This window comes from Diaphorobacter oryzae DSM 22780, assembly GCF_059568935.1.
Genome location: NZ_JCANUL010000008.1, coordinates 1 through 16,216 on the forward strand (window position 1 = coordinate 1; position 16,216 = coordinate 16,216).

The window sequence follows — 16,216 nt, forward strand, 5'->3', positions numbered from 1 at the left end:
GAGCATGTGGCCAGCGCGCGCGCGGAGCTGGCCCAGGCGCTGGAACGGGAGCATGCGCAGGCGCTGCAGCACGCCAAGCTGCAAGAGCGCATGGAGATCGCGCACGACCTGCACGATGGCCTGGGCGGCAGCCTGGTGCGCAGCATGGCGCTGGTGGAGCAGGCGCCGCAGCCGCTGCCCAGCGAGCGGGTGCTGTCGCTGCTGAAGGTGCTGCGCGACGACCTGCGGCAGGTGATAGACCACGGCTCGAGCGCGGGTGCGACGGTGCCCGAGACGCCGGTGCAGTGGGCGGCGCCGCTGCGCCACCGGTTCACGCGGATCCTGGACGAGATGGGTGTGCGCTCTTCGTGGCAGATTGCGCCGCGCTGGCAGCAGCGGCCCAGCGCGCTGCAGTGCCTGAGCCTGACGCGGCTGGTGGAGGAGGCGCTGTCCAACGTCATCAAGCACAGCCAGGCCGGCCATGTGCGCGTGGAGCTGCGCCTGGAAGAGGGCGCTGCCGGCGCCTCGCCGTCGTCACCGGGCCTGCTGGCCGTGCGCATCGAGGACGATGGCCGGGGCTTCGACGTGGAGGCCGTGCGCGGCGCCGGCCTGTCGGTGGGCATGCGCAGCATGGCCGCGCGCGCCGAGCGCATGGGCGGCACGCTCCACATGGAATCGCGCCCCGGCAGGACTGTGGTGGGTGTGAATTTGCTGTTAAATTAATAGCTATTTGCGCTTGATGGGCGGTCGCAAGAGGCCAATTTAATCTGAAAGAAAGGCCTCGATCAGCGCCGCCACGGCCTGCGGCTGGTCGTGGTGCAGCATGTGCCCCGCGTCCTGCACCACGGCCGTGCGTGCGTTGCGCACATGGGCCAGGCGCTGGTGGTAGTCGGCCAGCGAATACCGGTCCTTCCACCACCGGCCCAGGCTGTCGTCGCTGGCCTCGACCGACAGCACGGGTGCGGTGATGGCTTGGTACAGGGCCTGGGCCTCGTCCACGCGGTAGAGCTGCGCGCTCACGATCTTGTGCGCGGCGTCACCCTGGATGGCCCAGCGGCCGTTGGCCTTCTGGTGCGCCCAGTGCCGCGCCAGCCACGCGGCCTTGTCGGCGGGCAGGCGCGGGTTGGTCTTCACCAGGCGCTGGGCCACGCCCTCGGCGCTGTCGTAGTCCTTGAGCGCCATCTCGCCGCGCTCCCACTGGCGAATCTCGTCCATCCACTGCGCGTAGCGGCCCGGGGCCTGGTCGGGGCGCGTGGCGGGCAGGCCGAAGCCCTCGAGGTTCACGAGCCGGCGGATGCGCGCGGGCCGCACGCCCGCGTAGAACATGGCCACGTTGCCGCCCATGCTGTGGCCCACCAGGTCCACGGGTTGCTCGCCCGCGTAGTGGTCCAGCAGCTGGTCCAGGTCGGCCAGGTAGTCGGCGAACACGTAGTGGTCGCAGGGCGAGGGCGCCATGGACCGGCCGAAGCCGCGCCAGTCGGGCGCGATGATGGGCCGCCCCTCGGCGAAGGCGGCGCCTAGCGCGTCCACCACGAACTGGTACGAGGCCCCCACGTCCATCCAACCGTGCAGCAGCACGAGCGGCGCCAGGCCGGGCCGGGCCGGACGGGCGGGACCCCACAGGCGTACGTGGTAGTCCAGGGTGCGGATGCGGACGGATTCGGAGCGGCTGGTGCGGTGGGGCTGGTACATGGCGGCCGATTATTCCGCCGCGCCGCGTGCGCCGCAGTCGTCGCCGGGACAGTGCATGCGCGTTGCCCGCAGAGGCCTGGTGTTTACCCGATGTGCCGTGCGCCTGATGCCGCGCATCAGAAACAATGATTGGCGCTGCGCGCGCACAGGGCCTAGAGTGGCACCGATTCCATAACCACAAGAGGAGACAAGCATGCAGCGCAGCATTCTCGCGGCGGCACTGGCCGCCACGATGTTCGGAGGTATCGGGGCCGCGCAGGCGGGCACCGTTACCGTGCTGACATCGTTCCCCAAGGAGCTCACGACGGCCTACCAGAAGGCCTTCGAGGCGGCCAACCCCGGCATCAAGATAGAGATCCTGAACAAGAACACCACGGCTTCGGTGGCCTACGTGCGCGAGCTGCCCGAGGGCCAGCGGCCCGACGTGATGTGGGCCAGCGCGCCCGACGCGTTCGAGGTGCTGGCGCGCAACAAGCTGCTGCAGAGCGCGCCCGAGACCGTGAACAAGAGCGCGCCCGAGAAGATCGGCCACTACCCGCTGAACGACCCGCAGGGCATGTACTACGGCCAGGCGCTGGCGGGCTACGGCATCATGTGGAACACGCGCTACCTGCAGGCGCACAAGCTGCCCGCGCCCAAGGAGTGGAGCGACCTCACGCGCCCCGAGTACTTCGGCCACGTCGCCATCAGCTCGCCCTCGCGCTCGGGCACCACGCAGCTCACGGTGGAGACCATCCTGCAGGGTGAGGGCTGGGACAAGGGCTGGTCGCAACTGCTGGCCATGATGGGCAACGCCGCCGCCGTCACCGACCGCAGCTTCGCCGTGCCGGACGGCGTGAACAACGGCCAGTACGGCGTGGGCATCGTGATCGACTTCTTCGGCCTGGCGGGCAAGTACTCGGGCTTCCCCGTGGACTTCGCCTATCCGAGCATGACGGCCGTGGTGCCGGCCAACATCGCGCTCATCGCGGGCGCCAAGAACGCCGACGAGGCCAAGAAGTTCATGGCCTTCACCATGTCCGTGCCGGGCCAGCAACTGCTGTTCGACCCCAAGATCAGCCGCCTGCCCATCCTGCCCTACGGCATGCTGAAGGCGCCCGCCGGCTATCCCGTGCCGCAGGAGGTGGCCAGCCGCGCCAAGGTGCAGTTCGACTCCGCCGTGGGCGAGGCGCGCTACCAGGTGGTCATCAGCCTGTTCGACCAGATGGTGACCTTCCGCCTGAAGGAGCTGCAGGCCGCCACGCGCGCCATCCACGAGGCAGCCAAGGCCCTCAAGGCCAAGCCGAACGCCAAGGGCAGCGAGCTGCTGGCCCAGGCGCGCAGCCTGGCCTACACGCCGCTGGTGGGCGGCGACAACGTGAAGAACGAAGAGTTCCTGGAGCTGTTCCGCAAGAACCGCCGCGACGTGGCGGTCTCCAAGCAGCTCACGGGCCTGGAGCAGATGTGGGCCGACAAGGCCCGCGCCAACTACGAACGCGCCCAGCAACTGGCCAACGAGGCTCGCGGCCTGGCCAAGTAAGCCATCCCCGTTCCACCGCGCCACGGCGGCGCGGTGGACGTCTGCGGAGATTCCATCATGTCAGTCACCACCACGCAGCCCGGCGCGCCCGGGCTGCCCACGGCGGGCCTGCGCCCGTGGCGCGCGCTCTCGGGCATCGGGCCCTGGACCGCCTTCGGGCTCATCCTTGCCTTTCTGCTGTGCTTTCTGATCGTGCCCGTGGGCATGGTCGTGTACACGGCCTTCGTCAATGAGACAGGGGCGCTCACGCTCGGACACTTCGGCAACTTCTTCAGCCAGAGCGTGTTCCGCGAGTCGTTCTTCAACAGCCTGATCGTTTCGCTGGCCAGCGTGTTCTTCGCCAGCGTCATCGCGGTGCCGCTGGCCTACCTCACGGTGCGCTTCGAGTTCCGCGGCGCGCTGCTGATCCAGACGCTGGGCGTGCTGCCGCTCATCATGCCGCCCTTCGTGGGGGCCGTGGCGCTGCAGCTTATCTTCGGGCGCAGCGGCTCGGTGAACCTGCTGCTCAACGACTGGTTCGGCTTCACCATTCCCATCATGGACGGCCTCATCGGCGTGACCTTCGTCGAGAGCATCCACTACTTCCCGTTCATCCTGCTGAACCTCGTGGCCGCCATGCGCAACATCGACGGCGCCATGGAGGAGTCTGCGCTGAACCTGGGCGCGCGCGGCTGGCGGCTGTTTCGCCGCGTGATCTTCCCGCTGGCCATGCCGGGCTACCTGGCGGGCGCGGCCCTGGTGTTCGTGAAGGTGTTCGACGACCTGGGCACGCCGCTGGTGATGGGCGTGACCAACATGCTGGCGCCGCAGGCCTACCTGCGCATCACCTCGGTGGGCATCGACGATCCGCTGGGCTACGTCATCAGCGTGATCATGATCGCGTTCTCCATCCTCGCCCTGTGGCTGGCCGCGCGCGTGATGAAGGGCAAGGACTACGCCACCATGCAAAAGGGCGGCAGCGCGCTGCAAAAGCGCAGCCTGAGCCCCTGGGAATCGGTGCTGGCCTACGGCTGGATCCTGATCGTGCTGGCCGTCACGCTGGCGCCGCACCTGGGCATCCTGCTGATGTCGTTCTCCAAGGTGTGGAGCTTCTCGGTGCTGCCCGACGCCTACACGCTGGAGCACTACGCCACCGTGTTCCAGGACGCGGGCGGCATGATCGGCAACACGCTGCTGTACTGCCTGATGGCGGCGGGGCTGGACGTGGTGATCGGCACCGCCATCGCCTACCTGATCCTGCGCACGCAGCTGCCCGCACGCCAGTGGCTCGACTATCTGGCATCGGCCGCGCTGGCCATCCCCGGCATGGTGCTGGCCATCGGCTACCTGCGCATGTTCAAGGGGGTGAACCTGCCGTTCACCGACACGCCGGTGGTCACCACCTGGGTGCTTATCATGCTGGCCTACGCGGTGCGGCGCCTGCCCTATGCGTTGCGTTCGTGCATGGCGGCGCTGCAGCAGGTGCACATCTCGCTGGAGGAGGCGGCGCAGAGCCTGGGCGCGAGCAAGCTGTCCACCATTCGGCGGGTGATGGTGCCGCTCATGGCGGGCGGCATCCTGGCCGGTTTCGTGACGAGCTTCATCACGGCGGCCGTGGAGCTGTCGGCCACCATCTTGCTTTCGTCGGCGCAAAGCCAGGCACCCATGAGCTACGGCATCTATCTGTACATGCAGAGCATTTCGGGCCGCGGGCCGGGTGCCGCGCTGGGTGTGCTGGCCGTGATCGTCGTGGGTCTGGGCACGTACTTCTCGCACCGCTTCGTGGAACGCTCGCGCGCCACCGTGCAATCCCAATAAGGGTGAAACCATGCATCTGAACAAAGTCTCTCTCGAGTGCCGCCACATCAGCCTGAGCTATGGCGCCACGCCCGTGCTGCGCGACGTGAACCTCAAGGTCGAGCCGGGCGAGTTCTTCGCGCTGCTCGGCCCCTCGGGCTCGGGCAAGTCCACGCTGCTGCGGCTCATCGCCGGCTTCAACCGCCACCAGCGCGGCGAGCTGCTGGTGGACGGGCAGGACATCAGCACCGTGCCGCCGCATGCGCGCAACGTGGGCATGGTGTTCCAGAACTACGCGCTGTGGCCCCACATGACGGTGTGGGACAACGTGGCCTTCGGCCTGGTGGAGCGGCGCGAGAGCCGCGACGCCATCAAGCGCAAGGTGGGCGCGGTGCTGGAGCTGGTGGGCCTGGCCGACTATGCGCAGCGCCGACCCGCGCAGCTCTCGGGCGGCCAGCAGCAGCGCGTGGCGCTGGCGCGCACGGTGGTCATTGAGCCCAAGCTGCTGCTGCTCGACGAGCCGCTGTCCAACCTGGACAAGCAGCTGCGCGTGCAGATGCGCGAGGAACTCAAGAACCTGCAGCGCAAGCTGGGCCTGACCACCATCTTCGTCACGCACGACCAGGAAGAGGCCATGACCACGGCCGATCGCATGGCCGTGCTGGACAAGGGCATCCTGCAGCAGGTGGGATCGGCCGCGGGGCTATACGACTTTCCGCAGAACCGGTTCGTGGCGGGCTTCGTGGGCACGGCCAATCTGCTCGAGGGGCAGGTCACCGCTGTGGGCGGCGAGACACTCAACTTCCATGTGAAGGGGCTGGGGGACATCGTCCTGCCGCGCCCACCCGAGCCGCCCGTGCCGGGGCCGAACGCCATTGCGTTCCGCCCGCACCAGGTGAGCATCCGGGTGCGCGACGAGCATGGCGACGCCTCGCGCGTGTGGCTCGACGGCCGCGTGGAGAGCGCCGAGTTCCTCGGCGAGTTCTCGCGCTACCGCGTGCGCGTGGGCGAGGTGGCCATGGTGGCCGACCAGCCGCACTACGCGGGTCTGGCGATGTTCGAGCCGGGCGAGCAGGTGCGCCTGGGCATCGAGCCCACGCAGCTGCGCTACCTGGACCGCTGAGCGGCCGGGTAGAGCGAGCCGCATGGAGATCTATCAGCTGCGCGCCTTCGTCACGGCCGCCAAGCTGGGCAACGTGACACGCACGGCCGAGGCCCTGCACGTGACGCAGCCCGCGATCACGGCGCAGATCAAGGCGCTGGAGGAAGAGCTGGGCGTGGCCCTGTTCGACCGGCGCCCGGGCCGCATCAGCCTCACGCGGGCGGGCGAAGCGCTGCTCGTGGATGCCGAACAGGTGCTCACGGCAGCCGGCCACCTGCTGGGCCGGGCGCGCGAGCTGCAGGGCGAGGTCACGGGCACGCTGCAGCTGGGCACCGTCGCCGACCCCGAATCGCTGCGCCTGGGCTCGCTGCTGGGCGGGCTGGTGCGGGCGCTGCCGCTGCTCGACATCAAGACGCGCGGCGGCCTGGCCGAGGAGCTGCGCGACCAGGTCGCGGCCGGGCTCATGCACTGCGCGTTCTACATCGGGCCCCATATCCCGCGCGAGGTGGCGGGGCTGGCGCTGCAGACGCAGCACTACCGCATCGCGGGCCCGTTCGCCATGCGCCAGCAGCTCCTGCATGCGGGCTGGCGTGACATTGCCGCCATGCCATGGATCGGCGCGCCGCCGCAGCACCACGCGCAGACGCTGCTCAAGGACATGTTCGCGCGCCAGGGGCTGGTGCCGCACCAGGTCGTGGAATGCGACGAGGCCGCGGCGCCGCTGGCCCTGGTGCGCTCGGGCGTGGGCCTGGCGCTGCTGCGCGAGGACGCGGCCCTGTCCGCGAGCGAGCGCGACGAGGTGGTGGTCTGGCCGCATACCCGCGTGGGCGCGCTGCTGAGCTTCATCCACCCGCGCGCGGCCGAGCACGACCCGGCCATCGTGGCCACGCTGTCGGTGCTGCGCGGCATCTGGGGTCTGGCGTAGGGCGGGCATGGCTCCCTAGGTCTGCACGGTCGTGCGGGAGTCCGTACACTGCGGCGCTTGTTCCCAGGAAAAGCGCGCATGAATACCCTTCCCCTCGGCCAGAGCGATCTGCACGTCACCCCCATCTGCCTCGGCACCATGACCTTCGGCGAGCAGGTGGGCGAGCCGGATGCCCACGCCATCCTCGACCGCGCGCTGGAGCGCGGCGTTAACTTCATCGACACCGCCGAGATGTACGCCGTGCCCGCGCGCGAGGCGACCTACGGCGCCACCGAATCCATCATCGGCCGCTGGCTGGCCCAGCGCCCGGGTGCGCGCGCCAAGGTGGTGCTGGCCAGCAAGGTGGCCGGCCCCTCGCGCGGCATGCCCTGGGTGCGCGAGGGCAAGGGCATGACGGCGGCCGACATCGTGGCCTCGTGCGAGGGCAGCCTGCGCCGGCTGCAGACTGACGTCATCGACCTTTACCAGATTCACTGGCCCGAGCGGCATGTGCCCGCCTTCGGCGCGCTGTACTACGACCCCGCCAAGGAAACTTCCAGCACGCCCATCCAGGAGCAGCTCGAGGCGCTGGCCGCGCTCGTCCAGGCGGGCAAGGTTCGCCACGTGGGCCTGTCGAACGAGACGCCCTACGGCGTGCACGAGTTCGTGCGCCTGGCCGAGGCCCACGGTCTGCCGCGCGTGGTGTCGGTGCAGAACCCGTACTGCCTGCTCAACCGCAGCTGGGACAACGGCATGGACGAGAGCTGCCACCGCCTGGGCGTGTCGCTGCTGGCCTATTCGCCGCTGGCCTTCGGCCTGCTCACGGGCAAGTTCGACCGGCATGCGCCCACCGAAGCCGGCGCGCCGCAGCAGGCACGCATTGCGCGCTACGAATCGGTGCGCAAGCAGCGCTGGGGCCGACCCGAGGCACTGGCCGCCGCGCGGCGCTACAACCAGCTGGCGCGCGACCATGGCCTGTCGCCCACGCAGATGGCGTTGGCCTTTTGCTACCAGAACTGGCGCGTGGCAAGCACCATCATCGGCGTGACCTCGCTGGCCCAGCTCGACGAGGATCTGGACGCCTGGGACACGCGCCTGCCGCAGGCGCTGCGGGACGCCATCGACGCGGTGCGCTGGGAACTGCGCGACCCGGCGCAGTGACGTGCTTTTAGGCCAAAATGGCCTTGAGCGCGCTTGTATCAAGCGCTGACAGCTATTGTTTTTGAAAGCCATGGCCAAGAAAGACAAGACCGCCCATGTGAGCGAAACGCCCGCCACGCAGCTGCTGCGCGCGCACCAGGTGGCGTTCACCGAGCATCCCTACGACTACGTGGAGCATGGCGGCACCGAGGAGTCGGCGCGGCAGCTCGGCCTTGCCGAGCACATGGTCGTCAAGACGCTGGTGATGCAGGACCAGGACGCCAGGCCGCTCATCGTGCTGATGCATGGCGACTGCAAGGTGTCCACCAAGAACCTGGCGCGCCAGATCGGCGCCAAGAGCGTGGAGCCCTGCAAGCCCGAGGTGGCCAACCGCCACAGCGGCTACCTGGTGGGCGGCACCTCGCCCTTCGGCACGCGCAAGGCCATGCCCGTGTTCATCGAGGAAAGCATCCTGGCGCTGCCGCGCATCGCCATCAACGGCGGGCGGCGCGGTTTTCTGGTGCAGCTGGACCCGCAGGTCTGCGTGCAGTTGCTGGACGCCCGGCCGGTGCAATGCGCGCTGGGCGAAGAGCCCGCGGGGCGCGGCTAGGCGCAAGGGCCGCGCGGCATGGCAAACATCATCGTCGGCATGCTGTGCGTGCACCTGCTGTGCTTTGCCGTCATGTTCGGGCTGATCGGCCGGCGGCTGCAGGGCAATCCGCTGGGCATGGACGCCTTTGCCGCGGGCAATGCCATGCTGGGCACGGCCTACGTGCTGCAACTGCTGGGCGGCCCTCCGGACTGGGATGCGTTGAGCGTGGTCAACCACACGCTCACCGTGTGCGTGCCCCTGGTCTACTGGGTGGGGGCCATGCGGTTCTTCGGCCGCCCGGCGCCCCTGCTGAAGCCTTTGCTCGCCGCGGCGCTGGCCTACACGGTGGCGCAGGTGCTGGTGCAGTGGCTGCTGGGCTCCGTTGCGCGCTACGCCATGATTTCGCTGGTGTCCGCGCTGATCTTCGCGGCCATGACCGTGGCCGTGATCTACGCCATGCGCAGCATTGCCAAGGACCTGAGCGTGGAGATGACGCTCTTCGCCGTGCTCATCGGCGGGCTGTGCGTGCTGAACGCCATCAAGTGCGTGCTGGTGGCCCGGGGCGGCCTGGCGGCGCTGGACATGGGGCAACGCTTCCAGGTCGTGTTCTACATCTACATGTCCTTTCTCGCCACGGTGCTGGCGCCCTCCATGGTCTGGCTGGTGCTGCGCCGCCTGACCGATGCGCTGCGCGAGTCGGCGGCGCGCGATCCGCTGACGCAGCTGCTGAACCGGCGCGGATTGCTGGCGGGGCTGGAGGGGCATTTCCGCTCGCGCACGGCGGGGCCCGCGCGCCTGCTGATGCTCGACATCGACCACTTCAAGCGCATCAACGATTCCTGGGGCCACAAAACCGGCGACGTGGTGCTGGGCCATGTGGCGGAGTTGCTGCGCCACGCGATGCGCCGCGGTGACTTGGCGAGCCGCACGGGCGGAGAGGAGTTCGTCGTCGTCTGCTTCGATGCGGATGAAGAGGGCGCCATGCACCTGGCCGAGCGCCTGCGGGCGGCCATCGAGCGGCAGGCGGTGGTGGTGCCCGGCGCGCAGGCGCTGGTGCGCTGCACGGCGACCATCGGGATCTCGCCCGCTTTCCATGGGCCGGACGGATTCGACACCGCCATGCAGGAGGCCGATGCCGCCCTGTACCGGGGCAAGGTGTCGGGGCGCAACCGCATTGAGCAGGGGCGTCAGGGAGAGCGCGCCCCCGAGGAGGCGGACACCGCCGCCGCTGTGCTCAGGCCTGCCTGAGCCCGCTGGCCGGAGCACGGCGGATGGCAGAATGGAGCGCTGCGATCAGGAGCACGTTCCCGGAACGTGGACCGCCCTGAAAGCGCAGCATCTCCCTTCCAACCAGCCCGCTTTCGAGAAAGCCGTCGCGTGTCCTTTGCCTATTCCGTCGTGGCGACTGTCGCCGCCTACCTACTGGGTTCCCTGTCGTTTGCCGTGATCGTCAGCCGCGTCATGGGTCTGTCCGACCCGCGCACCTACGGCAGCAAGAACCCGGGCGCTACCAATGTGCTGCGCTCCGGCTCCAAGGCCGCGGCGGTGGTCACGCTGCTGTTCGACGCCTTGAAGGGCTGGCTGCCGGTGGTGCTGGTGCGCTGGTTCGGCGAGCCCTACGGGCTGGAGGAGGGCACCATGGCCCTGGTGGGCCTGGCGGCCTTCCTGGGTCACCTGTGGCCGGTGTTCTTCCGCTTCGAGGGCGGCAAGGGCGTGGCCACGGCGCTGGGGGTGCTGCTGGGCGTCAGCGGCTGGCTGGGGCTGGCAACGCTGCTCACCTGGGTCATCATCGCGTTCTTCTTTCGCTACTCGTCGCTGGCCTCGCTGGTGGCGGCCGTGTTCGCGCCGTTCTTCTACGTGCTGGGCGGCGGCATGGCCTGGTACACCGATGCGCGCGTGGGCGTGGCCATTGCCGTGATGTCGGCCCTGCTGGCCTGGCGCCACAAGGCGAACATCGAGCGGCTGGTCCAGGGCAAGGAATCGCGCCTGGGCTCCAAGAAGCAGGGCTGAAGAAGGCCCGCCGCGCGGGGGCTCAGCCTTCGAGGGTGCTGGTGCGCTGCGCCGCGTACAGGCCCAGGCGGACCATGGTGCGGTGGCGCAGCTCCACCGTGACCGCCGAGCGCGCCAGCGCCGACTGTATGCGCGGCTGGCCGCGCACCGTGTGGTAGAGCGCGGGCGAGGCCAGCGGCTCGCCTTGGGCGTCCAGCACGCTGGCGACGAGGGGGAAGTTGGCCCGTTCGCTGCGGCGCAGCACGATCGCCGTCTCGCCGCTGTCCAGCCGCACGAAGGTGCCCGGAGGGCACAGGCCCACGGTGCGCACCAGGGTGAGGCTGACCTCGTCGCGCTGCACCGCATCCTGGCCGACGATGGCGCGCACCGAGTCGGTGGCGCTCTTGCCCGCGCGCGACTTGCGCGGGCTGATCATGGCGGCATAGCGGTCGATGGTGCCCAGGATGCGGGTGAGCCGCTCCTGCGCCGGCAGGCCGGCCAGTGGTGCCGACTCCGGCAGCTGCGCGTGGTGCATGGCGACCACCTCCAGCCACAGGTCGTCGGTGATGTGCAGGTCTTCCAGCATGTCCAGCCCCACCTGCGGGTGGCGGGCCACGGCCTGCTGCTGCTCGGTGGTGAGCGGCTCGCGTTGCGCGGCCAGCGCGTCCTGCAGCGCGGTCATGCCGATGTTCATGGTGAAGGCGGCGCGCACCAGGCTGTCGCGCTCGTGCACCGGCAGCCCCAGCTCCAGCGCCAGGATGTGGCACAGCGTGCCGCACACCAGGGCGTGGGAGGCGCTGTAGCCCACCGTGGACGTGGCGGCGAGCTGGAACATCAGGTAGAGCGCCGCGTCGATGTCGTGGGCCACCAGGTCCTGCAGCCAGCGGTCGCACTGGCGCACCTTGGCGACGAAGTCCTGTGTGCTGTGCGGCCGCGCCAGCAGCACGGACAGGGCGGACTCCAGGTCCGACCACTGGCCGAGCAGGTCCTCGTAATCGCTGTCGGAGGGCTCGGCGTTGCGGGTTTGCGGCTGGGCGGACATAGGGCGAGGGCGGATCAGGGGCGCCTGAGCAGCACCATCTCGTTGCCGGCGCGGCTCATCTGGAACTCGCGCAGAAAGCTGTTGCCGAGCAGCACATAGGGCATGGGCTGGGGGGTGATGACGGCCTCCACGCCGCGCAGTTCCACGTCGCCGATGCGCACGGATTCCAGCCGCATGCGCCAGCCCTGGGCCAGGCCGTTGGCCGTGCTCATCATCACGGGCTCGCCCTGCTCGAACTTCAGGCCCATGCGCTGCGCGTCGGGACGGCCGATGGCGACCGAGGAGGCGCCCGTGTCCACCATGTACTGCATCACTCGGCCGTTGATGGTTCCGCTGTTGATGAAGTGCCCGCGCGCATCGGCCTTGAGCACGATGCGCTGGCCCGCGCCGCCGCTGCCGATGCTCACCGGCGCTTCGCCCAGCAGCACCGTGCGGCGGCTGCCGGCGATGTCCACCACGGCGTCGTCGCGCCCCACCGAAACCACCTTGACCCCCATGTGCGTCTCGCCCGGCGCCACGCCGCGCGGCGCGCTGCCGTCCACCACCAGCAGGGCCTTGGTGCCCAGGATGCCGGTCAGCGCCACGTTCTGCGCCTGCGCGGCCAGGGAGACGGCCAGCGCCAGGGCGGTGGCCAGGGTGGGCAGAGGGCGGCGCATGCGGCGGCGGGGCGGGATCAATCGCGGAAGTTGTCGAAGGTGAGGGGCAGGTCGGCGATGTCCTTGCGGATCAGGGCCATGGCGGCCTGCAGGTCGTCGCGCTTGGCGCCGGTCACGCGCACCTTGTCTTCCTGGATGGCGGCCTGCAGCTTGAGCTTGCTTTCCTTGATGAGCTTCTGGATCTTCTTGGCCTGCTCGCTGTCGATGCCGTTCTTGACCTTCACCACCTGCTTGAGCTTGTCGCCGCCGATCTTCTGGGGCTTTTGCACGTCCAGGAAGCGCACGTCCACGTTGCGCTTGGTGAGCTTGCCGCGCAGGATGTCCTCCACCTGCTGGAGTTGGAAGTCGGCGTCGCCGAACAGGGTGATTTCCTTGTCCTTGAGTTCCACGGCGGCGGAGGTGCCCTTGAAGTCGAAGCGCGTGCCGATTTCCTTGGCAGTGTTCTCCACGGCGTTCTTCACTTCAACGAAGTTGGCTTCACAGACGGTATCAAAAGAAGGCATGGCATCACTCTCGGAAACTCGGTACAGGCCCGGTGCCCTGGGGGACCGGGTGCGACAATCCGACCGATGTTAGTCGAGAAAAACGTCCCCCTGCAGAGTTGCAACACCTTCGGCATTGCCGCCCGCGCCCATACGCTGGTGCGCGTGCGCTCGGCACAGGACGTGCACGACCTGCTGGCCGACCACCGCCTGAGCCGCCAGCCCATGTTCGTGCTGGGCGGCGGCAGCAACATCGTGCTCACGGGCGACGTGAAGCCCGTGGTGCTCAAGATGGAGATCAAGGGCCTGCGCCTGCTGGAGGAGACCGACCGGGCCTGGATCGTCGAGGCCGGCGCCGGCGAGGTCTGGCACGAGGCCGTGGCCTGGACGCTGGCGCAGGGCTACCCCGGTCTGGAGAACCTGGCGCTGATCCCGGGCACCGTGGGCGCGGCGCCGGTGCAGAACATCGGGGCCTATGGCGTGGAGCTGCAGGACCGCTTTCACTCGCTGGTCGCCATCGATCTGGCCACGGGCCAGCCCTTCACGCTGGATGCGGCGCAGTGCGCCTTCGGCTACCGCGACTCGGTGTTCAAGCGCGCCGCGCCGCAGGCGCCGCAGGAGGGCGGCGGCCTGCCCGGCCACTGGGGCCGGGGCATGGGCCTGGCGGGGCGGGCGGTGATCACCCATGTGCGCTTCCTCCTGCCCAAGGATTGGCGGCCCGAGCTGGCCTACCTGGACCTGGAGCGCAGGCGCGTCGAGGCGGGGGTGGAGCGCCCCACGGCGCAGCAGGTCTTCGACTGGGTGTGCGAGATCCGCCGCGCCAAGCTGCCGGACCCGGCCGTGATCGGCAATGCCGGCAGCTTCTTCAAGAACCCCACGGTGACGCCTGAGCAGTGCCAGGACATCATCGCGCGCGATCCAAAAATAGTGCACTACCCCATGCCCGACGGCTCCATCAAGCTCGCGGCGGGCTGGCTCATCGACGCCTGCGGCTGGAAGGGCAAGAGCGTGGGCAAGGCGGGGGTGTACGAAAGGCAGGCCCTGGTGCTGGTCAACCGCGGCACATGCCAGGACAGCGTGACCGGCGGCGAGGTCATGACCCTGGCTAAGGCCATACAGACCAGCGTGTACGAGCGCTTCGGCATCCGGCTGGAGCCCGAGCCGGTCGTCGTGTGACGCGGCGGGTTGTTTGCTATATATTTAATAGCTGCTTGCGCTTGCTGGATAAGCGCTGAAGGCTCAAAACAATGAAAAAACCGCCCGAAGGCGGTTTTTTCGTGCTGCGCGGCGTCAATGTGCCGCGCGGTCGCGCCACCAGGCGCTGTAGTCTTTGTCGGAGGCCAGCACCCACAGGGCCAGGCCCATGACCACGATGCCCGAAACCACGGCACTGCGCATCGCGTCCATGTGCATGCTGAAACCCAGGGCCCAGGGCGAGATGACCATCCACAGGCCCAGTACCGCCTCCGTCCATTCCTCCCAGGCTCGCGGCACGAAGATGGCTCCCAGGGCGGCGGCGATCAGCGCCGCGCCGATCACCACGCCGTTGGCCGTGGGGGTCATCTGGTCCTGGTAGCCCAGAACCCAGGGAGACAGGGCCATCCAGGCGCCCAACAGTGCGTTGAGCGGGTCCTGCCAATGCTTCAATTGCTTCATGGCTGTACCTCCTGCCGCAGCAAACGTGCGCTGTGGCAACTGGTTGGATCGGCAGGACGCGGCATGGTTCCATGCCCGGGACTCAGCCCGCGGCGGTGGTCATGTAGCCCATCCACGGCCAGTAGGTCAGCGCGAAGACCACCAGCAGCACGGTGGCCGCCACGGTGAGCACCAGGCCCGTGCGCACGTAGTCCTTGATGTCGAAGGTGTCGGTGCCGTAGGCCAGCATGCCCTGGGGCGAATTCACGGGCAGGATGAAGCCGAAGCTCACCACGAACTGCAGCAGCATGGTCAGGCCGATGGGGTTGATGCCCGGCGTCTGCACGGCCTGCAGCACGCTGATGATGATGGGGATCATGGTCGAGGCCAGGCCCGTGGCGCTGGCAAAGCCCAGGTGGATCACGATCAGGAACAGCGACAGCAGCATGAAGATGGCGAAGGCCGTGGCGTTGGCCAGGCCCAGGTTGTCCACGATCAGGCGGGCCAGCCAGGGCGCGGCCTCGGTCTTGAGCAGGGCCGAGCCCATGGCGATGCCCACCGCGAACAGCAGCACCGTGCCCCAGGGAAAGCCCTTTTGCGACTCCTTCCAGTTCATCACGCCGATGCGCGGCATGAGCATGAGGGCAATGGCCACGATGGTCGAGGTGGTGGTGTCCACATCGTGCAGCACGCCCTCGGTGGCCCAGAAGCCCAGCAGCACCAGGGTGATGCCCAGCAGCTTCCACTGCTTGCCGGTCATGGGGCCGAGTTCGGCCAGCTGGCGGCGGATGGCCTCGCGCCCGCCGGCGATGTGGTCCATCTCGGGCCTGAGCATGCGCGTCATGATGAAGTACAGCGCAAAGGTCAGCACGGCGGAGAACGGCGCGCCCGCCACGAACCACTCGCCCCAGGTGATGGTCTGGCCGAACTGCTTTTCGATGAAGCCGACGGCCACCATGTTCTGCGCGGCGGCGGTCTTGATGCCCACGTTCCACACGCTGGCGGTCTGGGCGGCCGTGATCACCACCAGTGCCGCGAACTTGCTGCGCCGGTCCGCCCCGAAGGCCGACAGAAAGCCCAGCATGATGGGCATCAGGCAGGCCACGCGCGCCGTGGCGCTGGGCACGATGAACGACAGCAGAAACCCCACCAGGATGGCCCCCATGGCCACATGGTTGGCCCGCGCCGGCACGTACGACAGCACCTGCAGCGCGATGCGTTTGTCCAGCTGCGTGGCCGTCATGGCCGCGGCAATGAAGCAGGCAGCCGCCACCAGCACCACGGCGCTGTTGCTGAAGCCGCCCAGCGCATAGGGCAGGGCCGCCCGGGTGCCCATCATGGCGCCGGCGGCCTCCTGGCCAGGAACGGGGCTGACGGCCAGCAGCACGATCATCAGCGCGCCGATGACGACGGCGCTCACCGCGTAGTCCAGCGCCTCGGTCATCCACAGGATCACGGCGAACGCCAGGATGCCCAGCATCATCTGCCCCGCCTGTGGCAGGCCCGGCACCGCCGGCATGAACACGACCGCCAGCAGAACGGCCATGGCCGCCCACAGGCCCGCGCGCTGCGTGCGCGTGGGCCCGGCGACGGGTGGGGTGGCGGGCTGGGGCGAGGCGGCGGGAGCAGAGGTCATGGCAGTTCGCTGATGTGCTGTGGAGCCCCTGGCGGGGCCTGGAAAGCCTGCGGCCATTGTGCGCCGCCGTCC

16 protein-coding genes are annotated in these 16,216 nt (G+C 68.9%); 10 read left to right on the forward strand and 6 right to left on the reverse strand.

The genetic code is table 11. The features are described 5' to 3' along the window. The coding region (locus tag BP68_RS13130; protein ID WP_496372456.1) for a sensor histidine kinase at positions 1–702 on the forward strand (702 nt) is incomplete at its 5' end. A 39-nt stretch (positions 703–741) separates the two neighbouring features. On the opposite strand, the gene BP68_RS13135 is transcribed toward BP68_RS13130, so the two are convergent. Beyond that, positions 742–1,671: an alpha/beta fold hydrolase gene (locus BP68_RS13135; protein ID WP_496372458.1), complete on the reverse strand. Its 930-nt coding sequence runs from the start codon at positions 1,669–1,671 to the stop codon at positions 742–744. Positions 1,672–1,864: 193 nt separating this feature from the next. On the opposite strand from BP68_RS13135, the gene BP68_RS13140 reads away from it, so the two are divergent. The 8 genes from BP68_RS13140 to plsY all read left to right on the forward strand — a co-directional run bounded on the left by BP68_RS13140 (position 1,865) and on the right by plsY (position 10,714). After that, positions 1,865–3,190 (forward strand): ABC transporter substrate-binding protein, encoded by a 1,326-nt coding sequence (locus tag BP68_RS13140; protein ID WP_496372460.1) that lies wholly within the window; start codon positions 1,865–1,867, stop codon positions 3,188–3,190. 57 nt (positions 3,191–3,247) lie between these two features. Then, a complete protein-coding gene (locus BP68_RS13145) occupies positions 3,248–4,987 on the forward strand; it encodes an ABC transporter permease (RefSeq protein WP_496372462.1) in 1,740 nt (579 codons plus the stop codon). A 16-nt stretch (positions 4,988–5,003) separates the two neighbouring features. Continuing rightward, positions 5,004–6,089 carry an ABC transporter ATP-binding protein gene (locus BP68_RS13150; RefSeq protein WP_496372742.1) on the forward strand — a complete coding sequence of 362 codons (1,086 nt, stop codon included), beginning with the start codon at positions 5,004–5,006 and terminating at the stop codon, positions 6,087–6,089. 22 nt (positions 6,090–6,111) lie between these two features. Next, positions 6,112–6,993: a LysR family transcriptional regulator gene (locus tag BP68_RS13155; RefSeq protein ID WP_496372464.1), complete on the forward strand. Its 882-nt coding sequence runs from the start codon at positions 6,112–6,114 to the stop codon at positions 6,991–6,993. Between the two features lie 78 nt (positions 6,994–7,071). Beyond that, positions 7,072–8,133, forward strand: coding sequence for an aldo/keto reductase (locus tag BP68_RS13160; protein WP_496372466.1), 1,062 nt, complete (start codon positions 7,072–7,074; stop codon positions 8,131–8,133). A 70-nt stretch (positions 8,134–8,203) separates the two neighbouring features. Then, complete coding sequence (gene ybaK, locus BP68_RS13165; RefSeq protein WP_496372468.1) at positions 8,204–8,722, forward strand: Cys-tRNA(Pro) deacylase; 519 nt, start codon at positions 8,204–8,206, stop codon at positions 8,720–8,722. Positions 8,723–8,740: 18 nt separating this feature from the next. Continuing rightward, a complete protein-coding gene (locus tag BP68_RS13170; RefSeq protein ID WP_496372470.1) occupies positions 8,741–9,952 on the forward strand; it encodes a GGDEF domain-containing protein in 1,212 nt (403 codons plus the stop codon). 129 nt (positions 9,953–10,081) lie between these two features. Then, positions 10,082–10,714 (forward strand): glycerol-3-phosphate 1-O-acyltransferase PlsY, encoded by a 633-nt coding sequence (gene plsY / locus BP68_RS13175; protein ID WP_496372472.1) that lies wholly within the window; start codon positions 10,082–10,084, stop codon positions 10,712–10,714. A 22-nt stretch (positions 10,715–10,736) separates the two neighbouring features. Here the strand turns inward: plsY and BP68_RS13180 are convergent, their stop codons facing one another. The 3 genes from BP68_RS13180 to BP68_RS13190 are packed head-to-tail and all read right to left on the reverse strand — an operon-like array spanning position 10,737 to position 12,894. Next, on the reverse strand, positions 10,737–11,735 hold the full coding sequence (locus BP68_RS13180) for an HD-GYP domain-containing protein (RefSeq protein WP_496372474.1): 999 nt from the start codon (positions 11,733–11,735) through the stop codon (positions 10,737–10,739). A 14-nt stretch (positions 11,736–11,749) separates the two neighbouring features. After that, positions 11,750–12,391, reverse strand: coding sequence for a retropepsin-like aspartic protease family protein (locus BP68_RS13185; RefSeq protein WP_496372476.1), 642 nt, complete (start codon positions 12,389–12,391; stop codon positions 11,750–11,752). A gap of 17 nt (positions 12,392–12,408) precedes the next feature. After that, a complete protein-coding gene (locus BP68_RS13190) occupies positions 12,409–12,894 on the reverse strand; it encodes a YajQ family cyclic di-GMP-binding protein (protein WP_496372478.1) in 486 nt (161 codons plus the stop codon). Between the two features lie 66 nt (positions 12,895–12,960). Here BP68_RS13190 and murB point away from each other — a divergent pair, with 66 nt between their 5' ends. Beyond that, positions 12,961–14,049 (forward strand): UDP-N-acetylmuramate dehydrogenase, encoded by a 1,089-nt coding sequence (gene murB / locus BP68_RS13195; protein WP_496372480.1) that lies wholly within the window; start codon positions 12,961–12,963, stop codon positions 14,047–14,049. A gap of 114 nt (positions 14,050–14,163) precedes the next feature. Here murB and BP68_RS13200 read toward each other — a convergent pair whose 3' ends face one another. Together BP68_RS13200 and BP68_RS13205 are read right to left on the reverse strand one after the other, a co-directional pair. After that, a complete protein-coding gene (locus BP68_RS13200) occupies positions 14,164–14,529 on the reverse strand; it encodes an SPW repeat protein (RefSeq protein WP_496372482.1) in 366 nt (121 codons plus the stop codon). Positions 14,530–14,611: 82 nt separating this feature from the next. Further along, a complete protein-coding gene (locus BP68_RS13205; protein ID WP_496372484.1) occupies positions 14,612–16,144 on the reverse strand; it encodes a DASS family sodium-coupled anion symporter in 1,533 nt (510 codons plus the stop codon). Between the last annotated feature and the right edge of the window lie 72 nt (positions 16,145–16,216).